Annotated in this window: 19 protein-coding genes; all 19 read left to right on the forward strand. The window is 41.0% G+C overall.

Annotated elements, in window-relative coordinates; genetic code table 11:
* Positions 1-137 precede the first annotated feature (137 nt).
* The 19 genes from nagA to yajC all read left to right on the forward strand — a co-directional run bounded on the left by nagA (position 138) and on the right by yajC (position 15,188).
* Positions 138-1,289 carry an N-acetylglucosamine-6-phosphate deacetylase gene (gene nagA / locus HT679_RS10125; protein ID WP_173214452.1) on the forward strand — a complete coding sequence of 384 codons (1,152 nt, stop codon included), beginning with the start codon at positions 138-140 and terminating at the stop codon, positions 1,287-1,289.
* A 162-nt stretch (positions 1,290-1,451) separates the two neighbouring features.
* On the forward strand, positions 1,452-2,510 hold the full coding sequence (locus HT679_RS10130) for a zinc-dependent alcohol dehydrogenase family protein (protein WP_173214454.1): 1,059 nt from the start codon (positions 1,452-1,454) through the stop codon (positions 2,508-2,510).
* A gap of 149 nt (positions 2,511-2,659) precedes the next feature.
* The gene (locus tag HT679_RS10135) at positions 2,660-3,025 is read left to right on the forward strand and encodes a DUF1033 family protein (protein ID WP_045606653.1); all 366 of its coding nucleotides are present in this window, start codon (positions 2,660-2,662) and stop codon (positions 3,023-3,025) included.
* 76 nt (positions 3,026-3,101) lie between these two features.
* Entirely contained in the window at positions 3,102-4,043 is a 942-nt protein-coding gene (comGA, locus tag HT679_RS10140) for a competence type IV pilus ATPase ComGA (protein WP_173214456.1), read from the forward strand.
* On the forward strand, positions 3,991-5,007 hold the full coding sequence (gene comGB / locus HT679_RS10145) for a competence type IV pilus assembly protein ComGB (RefSeq protein ID WP_112445357.1): 1,017 nt from the start codon (positions 3,991-3,993) through the stop codon (positions 5,005-5,007). The genes comGA and comGB overlap by 53 nt, the downstream gene beginning before the upstream one ends.
* 1 nt (position 5,008) lies before the next feature.
* A complete protein-coding gene (gene comGC, locus HT679_RS10150; RefSeq protein WP_112445359.1) occupies positions 5,009-5,332 on the forward strand; it encodes a comG operon protein ComGC in 324 nt (107 codons plus the stop codon).
* Positions 5,295-5,729: a competence type IV pilus minor pilin ComGD gene (gene comGD, locus HT679_RS10155; RefSeq protein WP_173214457.1), complete on the forward strand. Its 435-nt coding sequence runs from the start codon at positions 5,295-5,297 to the stop codon at positions 5,727-5,729. Before comGC ends, comGD begins: the two co-directional genes overlap by 38 nt.
* Positions 5,692-5,994, forward strand: a complete 303-nt coding sequence (comGE, locus tag HT679_RS10160) for a competence type IV pilus minor pilin ComGE (RefSeq protein ID WP_191994109.1) — start codon at positions 5,692-5,694, stop codon at positions 5,992-5,994. Before comGD ends, comGE begins: the two co-directional genes overlap by 38 nt.
* Positions 5,957-6,418, forward strand: coding sequence for a competence type IV pilus minor pilin ComGF (gene comGF, locus HT679_RS10165; protein ID WP_112445365.1), 462 nt, complete (start codon positions 5,957-5,959; stop codon positions 6,416-6,418). Before comGE ends, comGF begins: the two co-directional genes overlap by 38 nt.
* On the forward strand, positions 6,396-6,809 hold the full coding sequence (gene comGG / locus HT679_RS10170) for a competence type IV pilus minor pilin ComGG (protein WP_112445367.1): 414 nt from the start codon (positions 6,396-6,398) through the stop codon (positions 6,807-6,809). Before comGF ends, comGG begins: the two co-directional genes overlap by 23 nt.
* Positions 6,810-6,841: 32 nt before the next feature.
* Complete coding sequence (locus HT679_RS10175; protein WP_164226417.1) at positions 6,842-7,429, forward strand: class I SAM-dependent methyltransferase; 588 nt, start codon at positions 6,842-6,844, stop codon at positions 7,427-7,429.
* A 60-nt stretch (positions 7,430-7,489) separates the two neighbouring features.
* Positions 7,490-8,443, forward strand: coding sequence for a class I SAM-dependent methyltransferase (locus HT679_RS10180; RefSeq protein WP_112445369.1), 954 nt, complete (start codon positions 7,490-7,492; stop codon positions 8,441-8,443).
* 49 nt (positions 8,444-8,492) lie between these two features.
* A complete protein-coding gene (locus HT679_RS10185; protein WP_173214458.1) occupies positions 8,493-9,683 on the forward strand; it encodes an acetate kinase in 1,191 nt (396 codons plus the stop codon).
* Positions 9,684-9,830: 147 nt separating this feature from the next.
* On the forward strand, positions 9,831-10,202 hold the full coding sequence (gene rnpA / locus HT679_RS10190) for a ribonuclease P protein component (RefSeq protein WP_112445373.1): 372 nt from the start codon (positions 9,831-9,833) through the stop codon (positions 10,200-10,202).
* Positions 10,177-11,001 (forward strand): membrane protein insertase YidC, encoded by an 825-nt coding sequence (locus tag HT679_RS10195; protein ID WP_262081173.1) that lies wholly within the window; start codon positions 10,177-10,179, stop codon positions 10,999-11,001. The genes rnpA and HT679_RS10195 overlap by 26 nt, the downstream gene beginning before the upstream one ends.
* A gap of 17 nt (positions 11,002-11,018) precedes the next feature.
* The gene (jag, locus tag HT679_RS10200; protein WP_050243354.1) at positions 11,019-12,005 is read left to right on the forward strand and encodes an RNA-binding cell elongation regulator Jag/EloR; all 987 of its coding nucleotides are present in this window, start codon (positions 11,019-11,021) and stop codon (positions 12,003-12,005) included.
* 50 nt (positions 12,006-12,055) lie between these two features.
* Entirely contained in the window at positions 12,056-12,679 is a 624-nt protein-coding gene (locus HT679_RS10205; protein WP_173214471.1) for a ribonuclease P, read from the forward strand.
* Between the two features lie 116 nt (positions 12,680-12,795).
* Positions 12,796-14,772, forward strand: a complete 1,977-nt coding sequence (tkt, locus tag HT679_RS10210; RefSeq protein WP_173214472.1) for a transketolase — start codon at positions 12,796-12,798, stop codon at positions 14,770-14,772.
* Between the two features lie 116 nt (positions 14,773-14,888).
* Positions 14,889-15,188: a preprotein translocase subunit YajC gene (gene yajC, locus HT679_RS10215; protein WP_050223346.1), complete on the forward strand. Its 300-nt coding sequence runs from the start codon at positions 14,889-14,891 to the stop codon at positions 15,186-15,188.
* Positions 15,189-15,220 lie beyond the last annotated feature (32 nt).

Here is a 15,220-nt window from a genome sequence, read left to right on the forward strand (position 1 = left end):
AAAAGAGTTGGAGAAATCCAGCTCTTTTAAAATATCTCTAGAAAATAGGTCTATACCATTTACAAATAAAAAAGAAAGGTTTATAATGTAATTGACATAATAAATTGTAGAATCAATCTTTTAAGGAGGTTAACATTATGCCTAACTATATTAAAGCAGATCAATTTTTCTACCCACACGGGGTTCGTCGTGGTGGATACTTGGAACTTGTGGACGGCAAGTTTGGAAAACATGTAGAGCAAATTCCTGAAGGAGCAGAGGTGATTGACTATACAGGTTATAGCATTGCACCAGGTCTTGTGGATACTCATATTCATGGATATGCAGGTGTAGATGTGATGGACAACAACATTGAAGGGACATTGCATACTATGAGTGAAGGACTTCTTAGTACCGGTGTTACCAGTTTCTTGCCCACAACTTTAACAGCCACTTATGAGCAATTGCTTGCAGTCACTGAAAATCTTGGAAACCATTATAAAGAAGCAACAGGTGCTAAGATTCGTGGGATTTATTATGAAGGTCCATATTTCACAGAAACTTTTAAGGGGGCACAAAATCCAACTTATATGAGAGACCCGGGTGTTGAGGAGTTTCATTCTTGGCAGGATGCTGCAAAAGGGATGCTAAATAAGATCGCTATTGCACCAGAACGTGATGGGGTGGAAGATTTTGTACGTACTATTACAGGTGAAGGTGTGACAGTTGCACTTGGACACTCAGATGCGACATTTGAACAAGCTAAGAAGGCAGTTGATGCTGGAGCTAGTGTATGGGTACATGCCTATAATGGGATGCGTGGTTTAACACACCGCGAACTCGGTATGGTAGGAGCTATGTATGAGCTCCCACATACTTACGCAGAATTGATTTGTGATGGTTATCACGTAGATCCAAAAGCTTGTGAGATTTTACTTAAGCAAAAGGGGACAGAAAACATCGCTCTTATTACGGACTGTATGACAGCTGGTGGGCTTGAAGACGGTGACTATATGTTGGGAGAATTCCCTGTTGTAGTAGCAAATGGAACTGCACGTCTCAAATCTACTGGTAATTTGGCAGGTTCTATCCTCAAACTTAAAGATGGTATGAGAAATGTAGTCGAGTGGGGTATTGCAAATCCACACGAAGCGGTCATGATGGCCAGCCTCAACCCAGCAAAATCCGTTCACATCGATGATGTCTGTGGTCAAATCCGTGAAGGCTACGATGCTGACTTTATCGTACTAGATAAAGATTTGGAATTGGTAGCAACCTACCTAGACGGTGTGAAACGTTATCAAGCATAAGAGAGAAGGCAGAAGTTAGAGACTAGCTTCTGCTTTTTTATCTATATTACTTTACCGGTAAATGAAAAAGTTAAAAATATCACAAAAAATCTTGAACAAGCAAATGAAAAGGTTTACAATTATATTATAAATAGTACAAATAAAAAAACGGAGGAGTGCTTTATGAAAGCCTATACTTATGTTAAACCAGGACTTGCTTCTTTTGTTGATGTAGACAAACCAGTTATTCGTAAGCCAACAGACGCTATTGTGCGTATCGTAAAAACCACTATTTGTGGAACAGACCTCCATATTATCAAAGGGGATGTTCCTGCTTGCCAAAGTGGTACCATTCTTGGTCACGAAGGGATTGGGATTGTTGAAGAAGTTGGGGAAGGAGTTTCGAACTTCAAAAAAGGCGACAAGGTCTTGATTTCTTGTGTCTGTGCCTGTGGTAAATGCTACTACTGTAAAAAAGGAATTTATGCCCACTGTGAAGACGAAGGGGGCTGGATTTTCGGTCACTTAATTGATGGTATGCAGGCTGAATATCTACGTGTCCCTCATGCAGATAATACTCTTTACCACACTCCAGAAGACTTGTCAGATGAAGCCTTGGTTATGCTATCAGACATTCTACCTACTGGATATGAAATTGGTGTCTTGAAAGGGGAAGTAGAACCTGGTTGCAGCGTAGCCATTATTGGTTCAGGTCCAGTTGGATTGGCTGCTCTTTTAACAGCTCAATTCTACTCACCAGCTAAATTGATTATGGTGGACTTAGACGATAACCGCTTGGAAACTGCTGTATCATTTGGTGCGACTCACAAGGTTAATTCTTCAGACCCTGAAAAAGCCATTAAAGAAATTTATGATTTGACAGATGGCCGTGGTGTAGATGTCGCTATCGAAGCTGTTGGTATTCCTGCAACATTTGATTTCTGTCAAAAGATTATTGGTGTAGACGGAACAGTTGCCAACTGTGGTGTACATGGTAAACCAGTTGAATTTGATTTAGACAAACTTTGGATTCGCAACATCAATGTAACAACTGGTTTGGTATCTACAAATACAACTCCACAATTGTTGAAAGCACTTGAAAGTCATAAGATTGAACCAGAAAAATTGGTAACTCACTATTTCAAACTCAGTGAAATTGAAAAAGCCTATGAAGTCTTCAGTAAGGCAGCAGACCACCATGCAATTAAGGTCATCATCGAAAACGATATTTCTGAAGCCTAGGTAGTAAAAAGATTTTGGAACACAAGCAAATAGAAATTCAGTCATCCATCAGATGACTGGATTTTTTATCAAAAAATTAAGAATGAGCATATTTCTTTTCTTGTCTGGCGGAATTGGTTATAATATACGGTACAAAGGAATGAATGAATATGTATCGTGTTATAGAAATGTACGGAGATTTTGAACCGTGGTGGTTCTTAGAAGGTTGGGAAGAAGATATTGTAGCTAGTAAGAAATTTGACCAGTATTATGATGCTCTCAAATACTACAAAACTTGCTGGTTTAAATTAGAACAAGAATCCCCTCTTTATAAAAGCAGAAGTGACTTGATGACCATTTTTTGGGATCCAGAAGACCAACGCTGGTGCGATGAATGTGACGAGTATTTACAACAATACCATTCTTTGGCTCTTTTACAGGATGAGCAGGTTATCCCAGATGAAAAACTACGCCCAGGCTATGAAAAACAAACCGGTAAGGAAAGGCACCGTTCTTGCCGTATGAAATTAAAATAGAGAAAAAGTAACTTTTTTGGAGTTGCTTTTTTTATTTTTCCAAATCTTTGCGAATAGTATAGGTGAGGAGGTAAGTATGGTTCAAGAAATTGCACAAGAAATCATTCGTTCAGCTCGGAAAAAAGGAGCGCAAGACATTTATTTTGTCCCCAAGCTAGACGCTTATGAGCTTCATATGAGGGTAGGAGACGAGCGCTGTAAAATCGGTTGTTATGATTTTGAAAAGTTTGCGGCCGTCATCAGTCACTTTAAGTTTGTGGCGGGTATGAATGTGGGAGAAAAGCGACGTAGCCAACTGGGTTCCTGTGATTATGCCTATGACCAGAAGATGGCATCTCTACGTCTATCTACTGTAGGCGATTATAGAGGGCATGAGAGTTTAGTTATTCGCTTGTTGCATGATGAGGCGCAGGATTTGCATTTTTGGTTTCAGGATATTGAAGAACTGGGCAAGCAGTACAGGCAACGGGGACTCTATCTTTTTGCTGGTCCAGTCGGAAGTGGCAAGACAACCTTGATGCACGAATTGGCTAAATCTCTCTTTAAAGGGCAACAAGTCATGTCCATCGAAGACCCTGTAGAAATCAAGCAGGACGACATGCTCCAGTTGCAGTTGAACGAAGCAATCGGGTTGACCTATGAAAATCTAATCAAACTTTCCTTGCGTCATCGACCAGATCTCTTGATTATCGGAGAAATTCGTGACAGCGAGACGGCGCGTGCAGTGGTCAGAGCTAGTTTGACAGGGGCGACAGTCTTTTCAACCATTCACGCCAAGAGTATTCGAGGTGTTTATGAGCGCCTGTTGGAGTTGGGTGTGAGTGAGGAGGAATTGGCAGTCGTTCTGCAAGGAGTCTGCTATCAGAGATTAATCGGGGGAGGAGGAATCGTTGACTTTGCCAACAAAGACTATCAAGAACACCAGCCAACTAGCTGGAATGAACAGATTGACCAGCTTCTTAAAGATGGACATATCACAAGTCTTCAGGCTGAAACGGAAAAAATTAGCTACAGCTAAGCAAAAAAATATCATCACCTTGTTTAACAATCTCTTTTCCAGTGGTTTTCATCTGGTGGAGACCATCTCCTTTTTAGATAGGAGTGCCTTATTGGACAAGCAGTGTGTGACCCAGATGCGCACGGGCTTGTCTCAAGGGAAATCATTCTCAGAAATGATGGAAAGTTTGGGCTTTTCAAGTGCCATTGTCACTCAGTTATCCCTAGCGGAAGTCCATGGAAATCTCCACCTGAGTTTGGGAAAGATAGAAGAATATCTAGACAATCTGGCCAAGGTAAAGAAAAAACTAATTGAAGTAGCGACCTATCCCTTGATTTTGCTGGGTTTTCTTCTCTTAATTATGCTGGGACTACGGAACTATCTACTACCACAACTGGATAGCAGCAATATTGCCACCCAAATTATCGGAAATCTGCCACAAATCTTTCTAGGAATGGTAGGGTTTGTTTCAGTAGGTGTCCTTTTAGCACTCACTTTTTATAAAAGAAGTTCTAAGATGCGTGTCTTTTCTATCTTAGCACGCCTTCCCTTTTTTGGAATCTTTGTGCAGACTTATTTGACAGCCTATTATGCGCGTGAGTGGGGGAATATGATTTCGCAGGGAATGGAGTTGACGCAGATTTTTCAGATGATGCAGGAACAAGGTTCCCAGCTCTTTAAAGAAATCGGTCAAGATTTGGCTCATGCTCTCCAAAATGGTCGAGAATTTTCTCAAACTATAGGAACCTATCCTTTCTTTAGGAAGGAATTGAGTCTCATCATCGAGTATGGGGAAGTCAAGTCCAAGCTGGGTAGTGAGTTGGAAATCTATGCTGAAAAAACTTGGGAAGCCTTTTTTACCCGAGTCAACCGCACCATGAATTTGGTGCAGCCACTGGTCTTTATCTTTGTGGCTCTGATTATCGTTTTACTTTATGCGGCAATGCTCATGCCCATGTATCACAATATGGAGGTAAATTTTTAAAATGAAAAAAATGATGACATTCTTGAAAAAAGTGAAAGTGAAGGCTTTCACACTTGTGGAAATGTTGGTGGTCTTGCTCATCATCAGCGTGCTTCTCTTGCTCTTTGTACCTAATCTGACCAAACAAAAAGAAGCAGTCAACGACAAAGGAAAAGCTGCTGTTGTTAAGGTGGTGGAAAGCCAGGCAGAGCTTTATAGCTTGGATAAAAATGAAGATGCTAGCCTAAGCAAGTTACAAGCAGATGGGCGAATCACAGAAGAACAGGCTAAAGCTTATAAAGAATACCATGCTAAACAAAATACCAGTCAAACCGTTGCAGATTAAGGCCTTTACCATGCTGGAAAGTCTCTTGGTTTTGGGACTTGTGAGTATCGTAGCCTTGGGCTTGTCAGGCTCTGTTCAGTCCACTTTTGCAGCGGTAGAGGAGCAGATTTTCTTTATGGAGTTTGAAGAACTCTATCGGGAAACCCAAAAACGCAGTGTAGCTAGTCAGCAAAAGACTAGTCTAAACTTAGATGGGCAGACAATCAGTAATGGCAGTCAAAAGTTGACAGTTCCTAAAGGAATTCAGGCACCATCGGGACAAAGTATCACATTTGACCGAGCTGGGGGCAATTCGTCCCTGGCTAAGGTTGAATTTCAGACCAGTAAAGGAGCGATTCGCTATCAATTATATCTAGGAAATGGAAAAATTAAACGCATTAAGGAAACAAAAAATTAGGGCAGTGATTTTACTGGAAGCAGTGGTCGCTCTAGCTATCTTTGCCAGCATTGCGACCCTCCTTTTGGGACAAATTCAGAAAAATAGGCAAGAGGAAGCAAAAATCTTGCAAAAGGAAGAAGTTGTGCGTGTCGCTAAGATGGCCTTGCAGACAGGTCAAAATCAGGTAAACATAAATGGAGTTGAGATTCAGGTGTTTTCTAGCGAAAAGGGATTGGAGGTTTATCATGGTTCAGAACAGTTGTTGGCTATCAGAGAGCCATAAGGTTAAGGCTTTTACCTTATTAGAATCCCTGATTGCCCTCATTGTCATCAGTGGAAGCTTACTCCTCTTTCGAGCCATGAGTCAGCTCCTCATTTCAGAAGTCCGCTACCAGCAACAAAGCGAACAAAAAGAGTGGCTCTTGTTTGTGGACCAGCTGGAGGCAGAATTAGACCGTTCGCAGTTTGAAAAAGTGGAAGACAATCGCATTTATATGAAGCAGGATGGCAAGGACATCGCCATCGGTAAGTCAAAGTCAGACGATTTTCGGAAAACCGATGCCAGTGGACGGGGTTATCAGCCTATGGTTTATGGTCTCAAATCTGCGCAGATTACAGAGGACAATCAACTGGTGCGCTTTCGTTTTCAATTCCAAAAAGGCTTAGAAAGGGAGTTCATCTATCGTGTGGAAAAAGAAAAAAGTTAAGGCAGGTGTTCTCCTCTATGCAGTCAGCATGGCAGCCATTTTTAGTCTTTTGTTACAATTTTACTTGAACCGACAAGTCGCCCACTATCAAGACTATGCTTTGAATAAAGAAAAACTGATTGCTTTTGCCATGGCTAAACGAACCAAGGATAAAGCCGAGCAAGAAAGCGGGGAACAGGTCTTTAATCTGGGTCAGGTAAGCTATCAAAACAAGAAAACAAACTTGGTGACAAGGGTTCGTACGCCTAAGAGACAATATGAATTCATCTTTCCTTCAGTCAAAATCAAAGAAGAGAAAAAGGATAAAAAGGAAGAGGTAGCGACCGATTCAAGCGAAAAAGCGGAGAAGAAAAAATCAGAAGAGAAGCCTGAAAAGAAAGAGAATTCCTAGCTAATCAAGCTACTTTGTGCTAAACTAAAAATATGAAACATGATTTTAACCACAAAGCAGAAACTTTCGATTCCCCTAAAAATATCTTTCTTGCAAACTTGGTTTGTCAAGCAGTCGAGAAACAGATTGATCTTCTATCAGACAAAGAAATTTTGGATTTCGGTGGAGGGACGGGGCTATTAGCCTTGCCTCTGGCCAAACAAGCAAAGTCTGTAACATTGGTGGATATTTCAGAGAAAATGCTGGAGCAAGCTCGTTTGAAAGCGGAGCGACAAGACATCAAGAATATCCAGTTTTTGGAGCAAGATTTATTGAAAAATCCCTTGGAGCAGCAATTTGACCTCATTGTTGTTTGTCGGGTTCTTCATCATATGCCTGATTTGGATGCGGCTCTCTCACTGTTTCATCAACATTTGAAGGAAGATGGACAACTCCTCGTTGCTGATTTTATCAAGACAGAAGCTAACCATCATGGATTTGATTTAGCTGAACTGGAAAACAGGCTAATTGAGCATGGTTTTTCATCTGTGCATAGTCAGATCCTCTATAGCGCTGAAGACCTGTTTCAAGGAAATTATTCAGAACTCTTTTTTACAGTAGCCCAAAAATCACTCGCCTAGTCAGGGAGTGATTTTTCTATAAGGATGGAAAAAAGAAGGGAAATTTGATAAGATAGGAATATGGATTTTGAAAAAATTGAACAAGCTTATACGTATTTACTAGAGAATGTCCAAGTCATTCAAAGTGATTTGGCGACCAACTTTTATGACGCCTTGGTGGAGCAAAATAGCATCTATCTGGACGGTGAAACTGAGCTAGAGCAGGTCAAAGGGAACAATCAAGCTCTTAAGCGTTTAGCGCTTCGCAAAGAAGAATGGCTCAAGACCTACCAATTTCTCTTGATGAAGGCTGGGCAAACAGAACCCTTGCAGGCAAATCACCAGTTTACACCAGATGCTATGGCTTTACTTTTGGTGTTTATTGTGGAAGAGTTGTTTAAAGAGGAAGAAATCACTATCCTCGAAATGGGTTCTGGCATGGGAATTCTGGGCGCTACTTTCTTGACCTCGCTTGATAAAAAGGTGGATTACTTGGGAATGGAAGTGGATGATTTGCTGATTGATTTGGCAGCAAGCATGGCAGATGTAATTGGTTTGCAGGCTGGCTTTGTCCAAGGAGATGCCGTTCGTCCACAAATGCTCAAAGAAAGTGATGTGGTCATCAGCGACTTGCCTGTTGGCTATTATCCTGATGATGCCGTTGCGTCGCGCCATCAAGTTGCTTCTAGTCAAGAACATACTTACGCCCATCACTTGCTCATGGAACAAGGGCTTAAGTACCTCAAGTCAGATGGATATGCTATTTTTCTCGCTCCGAGTGATTTGTTGACCAGCCCTCAAAGTGATTTGTTGAAAGGCTGGTTGAAAGAGGAGGCAAGTCTGGTTGCTATCATCAGTCTGCCTGAAAATCTCTTTGCTAATGCCAACCAATCTAAGACTATTTTTATCTTACAGAAGAAAAATGAAATAGCAGTAGAGCCTTTTGTTTATCCACTTGCTAGCTTGCAAGATGCAAGTGTTTTAATGAAATTTAAAGAAAATTTTCAAAAATGGACTCAAGGTACTGAAATATAAAATAGATTTTGTTATAATAGTTGAAAACGCTTAAAAGAGGTAATTGATAATGACAAAAACAATCGCAATCAATGCAGGAAGTTCAAGTTTGAAATGGCAATTATACTTAATGCCAGAAGAAAAAGTATTGGCGAAAGGTTTGATTGAACGTATCGGTTTGAAAGATTCAATTTCAACTGTAAAATTTGATGGCCGTTCTGAACAACAAATTTTGGATATCGAAAATCACACACAAGCTGTTAAAATCTTATTGGATGACTTGATTCGTTTCGATATTATCAAGGCTTATGACGAGATTACAGGTGTTGGTCACCGTGTTGTTGCAGGTGGAGAATATTTCAAAGAATCAACAGTCGTTGAAGGAGATGTTTTAGAAAAAGTTGAAGAGTTGAGCTTGTTGGCTCCTCTTCACAATCCAGCCAATGCGGCAGGTGTTCGTGCCTTCAAGGAATTGTTGCCAGACATTACGAGTGTAGTTGTTTTTGATACTTCCTTCCACACAAGTATGCCAGAGAAAGCTTATCGCTACCCTCTACCAACAAAATATTACACAGAAAACAAGGTGCGTAAATATGGTGCCCACGGTACAAGTCACCAGTTTGTAGCAGGAGAAGCAGCAAAACTCTTGGGCCGTCCATTAGAGGACTTGAAATTGATTACTTGCCACATCGGTAATGGTGCTTCTATTACAGCTGTTAAGGATGGTCAATCTGTCGATACTTCAATGGGCTTCACTCCACTTGGTGGTGTGATGATGGGTACTCGTACAGGAGATATTGACCCAGCTATCATTCCTTATTTAATGCAATATACAGAGGATTTTAACACGCCTGAAGACATTAGTCGCGTCCTTAATCGTGAATCAGGTCTTTTGGGAGTTTCTGCTAATTCTAGTGATATGCGTGATGTGATTGCTGCGAAAGAAGCAGGAGATCATGATGCTAGCTTGGCTTATGAAATGTATGTTGACCGTATCCAAAAACATATCGGTCAATACCTCGCAGTCCTAAACGGAGCAGATGCTATTATCTTTACAGCGGGTGTAGGAGAAAATGCTGCAAATGTACGTGAAGATGTTATCTCAGGTATCTCTTGGTTTGGCTGTGATGTTGATCCAGAAAAGAATGTCTTTGGTGTGACAGGAGACATCTCAACAGATGCAGCGAAGATCCGTGTATTGGTTATTCCAACAGATGAAGAATTGGTCATTGCCCGTGATGTTGAACGCTTGAAAAAATAACTAAAATCAGAAAAATATTCCGTACAAGGAGTTGGGAAAGAGATTTTCCGGCTCCTTTTTCTGATGAAATTGTCCAAAACCTTGCTATGATTGGCTTTTTTGAAAAATATGGTATAATAGTAGTAATTTAATAGATGGAGTTGAGTTTTGAAGAAAAACTTTCGTGTAAAAAGAGAGAAAGATTTTAAGGCAATTTTCAAGGAAGGGACAAGTTTTGCTAATCGCAAATTTGTTGTCTACCAATTAGAAAACCAGAAAAACCATTTTCGAGTAGGTCTATCAGTTAGCAAAAAGCTGGGGAATGCCGTCACTAGAAATCAAATCAAGCGACGAATTAGACATATTATCCAGAATGCAAAAGGGAGTCTGGTAGAAGATGTAGACTTTGTTGTCATTGCTCGAAAAGGGGTTGAAACCTTGGAATACGCAGAGATGGAGAAAAATCTACTCCATGTATTAAAATTATCAAAGATTTACCGGGAAGGAAATGGGAGTGAAAAAGAAACTAAAGTTGACTAGTTTGCTAGGACTGTCTCTGTTAATCATGACAGCCTGTGCGACTAATGGGGCAACTAGTGATATTACAGCCGATTCGGCTGATTTTTGGAGTAAATTTGTTTACTCCTTTGCGGAAATCATTCGCTTTTTATCGTTTGATATCAGTATCGGAGTGGGGATTATTCTCTTTACGGTCTTGATTCGTACAGTGCTCTTGCCAGTCTTCCAAGTGCAAATGGTGGCTTCTAGGAAAATGCAGGAAGCTCAGCCACGCATTAAGGCGCTTCGAGAACAATATCCAGGTCGAGATATGGAAAGCAGAACCAAGCTAGAGCAGGAAATGCGTAAAGTCTTTAAAGAAATGGGTGTCAGACAGTCAGATTCTCTTTGGCCGATTTTGATTCAGATGCCGGTTATTTTAGCCTTGTTCCAAGCTCTATCAAGAGTTGACTTTTTGAAGACAGGTCATTTCTTATGGATTAACCTTGGTGGTGTAGATACAACCCTTGTTCTTCCGATTTTAGCAGCAGTATTCACCTTTTTAAGTACTTGGTTGTCCAACAAAGCCTTGTCTGAGCGTAATGGGGCTACGACTGCGATGATGTATGGGATTCCAGTCTTGATTTTTATCTTTGCAGTTTATGCACCAGGTGGAGTCGCCCTCTACTGGACAGTGTCCAATGCTTACCAAGTCTTGCAAACCTATTTCTTGAATAATCCATTCAAGATTATCGCAGAGCGAGAGGCGGTAGTTCAGGCACAAAAAGATTTGGAAAATAGAAAAAGAAAAGCCAAGAAAAAGGCTCAGAAAACGAAATAATAAGGAGGAATCTGGTAATGGTAGTATTTACAGGTTCAACTGTTGAAGAAGCAATTCAAAAAGGATTAAAAGAATTAGATATTCCAAGGAAGAAGGCACATATTAAAGTCATTTCTCGTGAGAAAAAAGGCTTTCTTGGTTTATTTGGTAAAAAACCAGCCCAAGTGGATATTGAAGCGATTAGTGAAACGACTGTTGTAAAAGCAAACCAACAAGCTGTAAAGGGAGTTCCAAAACAAATCAATGATTTGAATGAGCCTGTTAAAACAGTCAGTGAAGCAACTGTTGACTTGGGTCATGTTGTAGAAGCAATTAAAAAGATTGAAGAGGAAGGTCAAGGTATTTCTGATGAAGTCAAGGCCGAAATCTTAAAACATGAAAGACATGCCAGCACTATCTTAGAAGAAACTGGTCACATTGAGATTTTAAATGAACTTCAAATCGAGGAAGCGATGAGGGAAGAAGCGGGCGCTGATGACCTTGAAACTGAGCAAGACCAAACTGAAAATCAAGACTTGACAGAGATGGGCTTGAAAGTTGAGCCGAGCTTTGATATTGCCCAGGTGGCTACGGATGTGACTGCCTATGTTCAAGCGATTGTGGATGACATGGATGTTGAAGCCACGCTTTCAAATGATTATAACCGTCGTAGTATCAATTTGCAAATTGACACTAACGAACCAGGTCGTATTATCGGCTACCACGGTAAAGTCTTGAAAGCCTTGCAACTATTGGCTCAAAATTATCTTTATAACCGCTATTCAAGAACCTTCTACATTACAATCAATGTCAATGATTATGTTGAACACCGTGCAGAAGTCTTGCAGACCTATGCTCAAAAATTGGCGACTCGTGTTTTAGAAGAAGGACGTAGTCATCAAACAGATCCTATGTCAAATAGTGAACGCAAGATTATCCACCGTATTATTTCACGTATGGATGGCGTGACCAGTTACTCTGAAGGTGACGAGCCAAATCGCTATGTCGTTGTAGATACAGAATAAGTAAAATCAGGCTTGACCTGATTTTTTGCTAGCTAGAGGAGATGAAACGGATGTTGAATAAGATAAGAGATTATTTAGACTTTGCAGGGATCCAGTACCGTAATCCTGATAAAGCGGGAGCAGAGCGAGAGAAGATGCTGGCATTGCGCCACAAAGGTCAAGAGGCACGAAAGGCTTTTACAGAACTGGCTAAAGCCTTTCAAGCAAGCCATCCAGAATGGCAACTTCAACAGACTAGCCAGTGGATGAACCAAGCGCAGCGTTTGCGACCACATTTTTGGGTTTATCTACAGAGAGACGGACAAGTGACAGAGCCTATGTTGGCTCTTCGTTTGTATGGAAGCTCTTCTGATTTTGGAGTGTCATTTGAAGTTAGTTTTATCGAACGTAAGAAGGATGAGCAAACTTTGGAGAAACAAGCCAAGGTTTTAGACATTCCAACCGTTAAAGGAATTTATTATCTAGCCTACTCTGATGGCCAAAGTCAACGGTGGGAGGCGAACGAAGAAAATCGTCAAATTTTAAGAAATAAACTATCCAATCAGGAAATCCGAAAAGTTTTAGTTAAGGCAGATGTTTCTTTTATAGAAAATCAATCATTAGAAGTGATTTTAGAAAAATTAGAAGAAGCTTATGAACGCTTGCTTCTCTATTATCAGGCGACCAGAGAGTAGAAAATAGGAGACTTATCTAGCGTCGAATTGTTTAATTGCTATTCTATGTATTTTTTCATATAATAGTAAGATAGAATGTGTGATTCAATAATCACCTCAAATAGAAAGGAAATTCTATGTCAAATCTATCTGTTAATGCAATTCGTTTCCTAGGTATTGACGCTATCAACAAAGCCAACTCAGGTCACCCAGGTGTGGTTATGGGAGCGGCTCCGATGGCTTACAGCCTCTTTACAAAACAACTTCGTATCAATCCAGCTCAACCAAACTGGATTAACCGCGACCGCTTTATTCTTTCAGCTGGTCATGGTTCAATGCTTCTTTATGCTCTTCTTCACCTTTCTGGTTTTGAAGATGTTAGTATGGATGAGATCAAGAGCTTCCGTCAATGGGGTTCAAAAACACCTGGTCACCCAGAATTTGGCCATACAGCAGGGATTGATGCTACCACAGGTCCTCTAGGGCAAGGGATTTCAACTGCCACTGGTTTTGCCCAAGCAGAACGTTTCTTGGCAGCCAAATATAATCGTGAAGGCTACAATATCTTTGACCACTATACTTATGTTATCTGTGGAGACGGAGACTTGATGGAAGGTGTCTCAAGCGAGGCGGCTTCATACGCAGGCTTGCAAAAACTAGACAAGTTGGTTGTTCTTTATGATTCAAATGACATCAACTTGGATGGTGAGACAAAAGATTCCTTTACAGAAAGTGTTCGTGACCGTTACAATGCCTACGGTTGGCATACTGCCTTGGTTGAAGATGGAACAGACTTGGAAGCAATCCATGCTGCTATCGAAACAGCTAAAGCTTCAGGCAAACCATCTTTGATTGAAGTGAAGACTGTTATTGGATACGGTTCTCCAAACAAACAAGGAACTAATGCCGTACACGGTGCTCCTCTTGGAGCAGATGAAACTGCAGCTACTCGTCAAGCTCTCGGTTGGGACTACGAGCCGTTTGAAATCCCAGAACAAGTATATGCTGATTTCAAAGAACATGTTGCAGACCGTGGTGCATCAGCTTATGAAGCATGGGCAAAACTAGTCGCAGATTACAAAGAAGCGCATCCAGAATTGGCTGCAGAAGTGGAAGCAATTATCGAAGGGCGCGATCCAGTTGAAGTGACTCCAGCAGACTTCCCATCCTTAGAAAATGGCTTCTCTCAAGCAACTCGTAACTCGAGTCAGGATGCTTTGAACGTTGTGGCAGCTAAGTTACCAACCTTCCTAGGTGGATCAGCTGACCTAGCTCACTCAAACATGACTTATATCAAGACTGACGGACTTCAAGACGATGCCAATCGCTTGAACCGTAACATTCAGTTTGGTGTTCGTGAATTTGCAATGGGAACAATTTTGAACGGGATGGCTCTTCATGGTGGACTTCGTGTATACGGTGGAACTTTCTTCGTCTTCTCTGACTATGTGAAGGCAGCTGTTCGCTTGTCAGCCTTACAAGGACTTCCTGTGACTTATGTCTTTACCCACGATTCAATCGCGGTTGGGGAAGACGGCCCAACGCACGAACCAGTTGAGCATTTAGCAGGTCTTCGTGCCATGCCAAATCTAAATGTTTTCCGTCCAGCAGATGCGCGTGAAACGCAAGCAGCTTGGTACCTTGCAGTGACAAGTGAGAAAACACCAACTGCCCTTGTATTGACACGTCAAAATTTGACTGTTGAAGAGGGAACAGACTTCGACAAAGTTGCAAAAGGTGCCTATGTTGTCTATGAAAATGCAGCAGACTTTGATACAATCTTGATTGCGACAGGCTCAGAGGTCAATCTTGCTGTCTCAGCTGCCAAAGAATTGGCTAGTCAAGGCGAAAAAGTCCGCGTAGTCAGCATGCCATCTACAGATGTCTTTGATAAACAAGATGCAGCATACAAGGAAGAAATTCTTCCAGATGCAGTTCGCCGTCGTGTTGCAGTCGAGATGGGTGCAACTCAAAACTGGTACAAATACGTTGGTCTTGATGGCGCCGTTCTCGGTATTGATACCTTCGGAGCCTCTGCCCCAGCACCAAAAGTATTGGCAGAATATGGATTTACTGTAGAAAATCTAGTAAAAGTCGTTCAAAACTTGAAATAATTCTAAAAATCAGGGTGCAAGCTCTGGTTTTTCTTACTAGAAAAGCAAGGTACAATCTTGTAAAAGTAGCTGAAATTTGATATAGTAGTCCTATGTAAAAGACAAAGGAGAAGACAATGAATCCAAATTATACATTTTTAATCATGCTAGCCCTTATGGTAGGTTTGATGTTCTTTACGCAACGCTCTCAAAAGAAACAAGCACAAAAACGTATGGAAAGCTTGAATAAACTACAAAAAGGCTATGAAGTGATTACAATCGGTGGACTTTATGGAACAGTCGATGAAGTAGATACGGAGAAGAAAACAATTGTTCTTGATGTAGATGGAGTTTACTTGACTTTTGAACTAGCTGCTATCAAGACCGTATTACCACTTAAAGAAACAGCTTCACTCGAAGGTGCAATTGAAAAATAAGACGGGATTACGAACTCCCGTTTTTCTATAAA

The organism is Streptococcus sp. 4886, from assembly GCF_013276485.1.
GTDB lineage: Bacteria > Bacillota > Bacilli > Lactobacillales > Streptococcaceae > Streptococcus.

Excerpts from the sequence above, each read along its gene's own strand:
- nagA (WP_173214452.1), top strand. The coding sequence starts at position 138 with ATGCCTAACTATATTAAAGCAGATCAATTTTTCTACCCACACGGGGTT.
- HT679_RS10130 (WP_173214454.1), top strand. The coding sequence starts at position 1,452 with ATGAAAGCCTATACTTATGTTAAACCAGGACTTGCTTCTTTTGTTGAT.
- HT679_RS10135 (WP_045606653.1), top strand. The coding sequence starts at position 2,660 with ATGTATCGTGTTATAGAAATGTACGGAGATTTTGAACCGTGGTGGTTC.
- comGA (WP_173214456.1), top strand. The coding sequence starts at position 3,102 with ATGGTTCAAGAAATTGCACAAGAAATCATTCGTTCAGCTCGGAAAAAA.
- comGB (WP_112445357.1), top strand. The coding sequence starts at position 3,991 with ATGGACATATCACAAGTCTTCAGGCTGAAACGGAAAAAATTAGCTACA.
- comGC (WP_112445359.1), top strand. The coding sequence starts at position 5,009 with ATGAAAAAAATGATGACATTCTTGAAAAAAGTGAAAGTGAAGGCTTTC.
- comGD (WP_173214457.1), top strand. The coding sequence starts at position 5,295 with ATGCTAAACAAAATACCAGTCAAACCGTTGCAGATTAAGGCCTTTACC.
- comGE (WP_191994109.1), top strand. The coding sequence starts at position 5,692 with ATGGAAAAATTAAACGCATTAAGGAAACAAAAAATTAGGGCAGTGATT.
- comGF (WP_112445365.1), top strand. The coding sequence starts at position 5,957 with ATGGTTCAGAACAGTTGTTGGCTATCAGAGAGCCATAAGGTTAAGGCT.
- HT679_RS10175 (WP_164226417.1), top strand. The coding sequence starts at position 6,842 with ATGAAACATGATTTTAACCACAAAGCAGAAACTTTCGATTCCCCTAAA.
- HT679_RS10180 (WP_112445369.1), top strand. The coding sequence starts at position 7,490 with ATGGATTTTGAAAAAATTGAACAAGCTTATACGTATTTACTAGAGAAT.
- HT679_RS10185 (WP_173214458.1), top strand. The coding sequence starts at position 8,493 with ATGACAAAAACAATCGCAATCAATGCAGGAAGTTCAAGTTTGAAATGG.
- jag (WP_050243354.1), top strand. The coding sequence starts at position 11,019 with ATGGTAGTATTTACAGGTTCAACTGTTGAAGAAGCAATTCAAAAAGGA.
- HT679_RS10205 (WP_173214471.1), top strand. The coding sequence starts at position 12,056 with ATGTTGAATAAGATAAGAGATTATTTAGACTTTGCAGGGATCCAGTAC.
- tkt (WP_173214472.1), top strand. The coding sequence starts at position 12,796 with ATGTCAAATCTATCTGTTAATGCAATTCGTTTCCTAGGTATTGACGCT.
- yajC (WP_050223346.1), top strand. The coding sequence starts at position 14,889 with ATGAATCCAAATTATACATTTTTAATCATGCTAGCCCTTATGGTAGGT.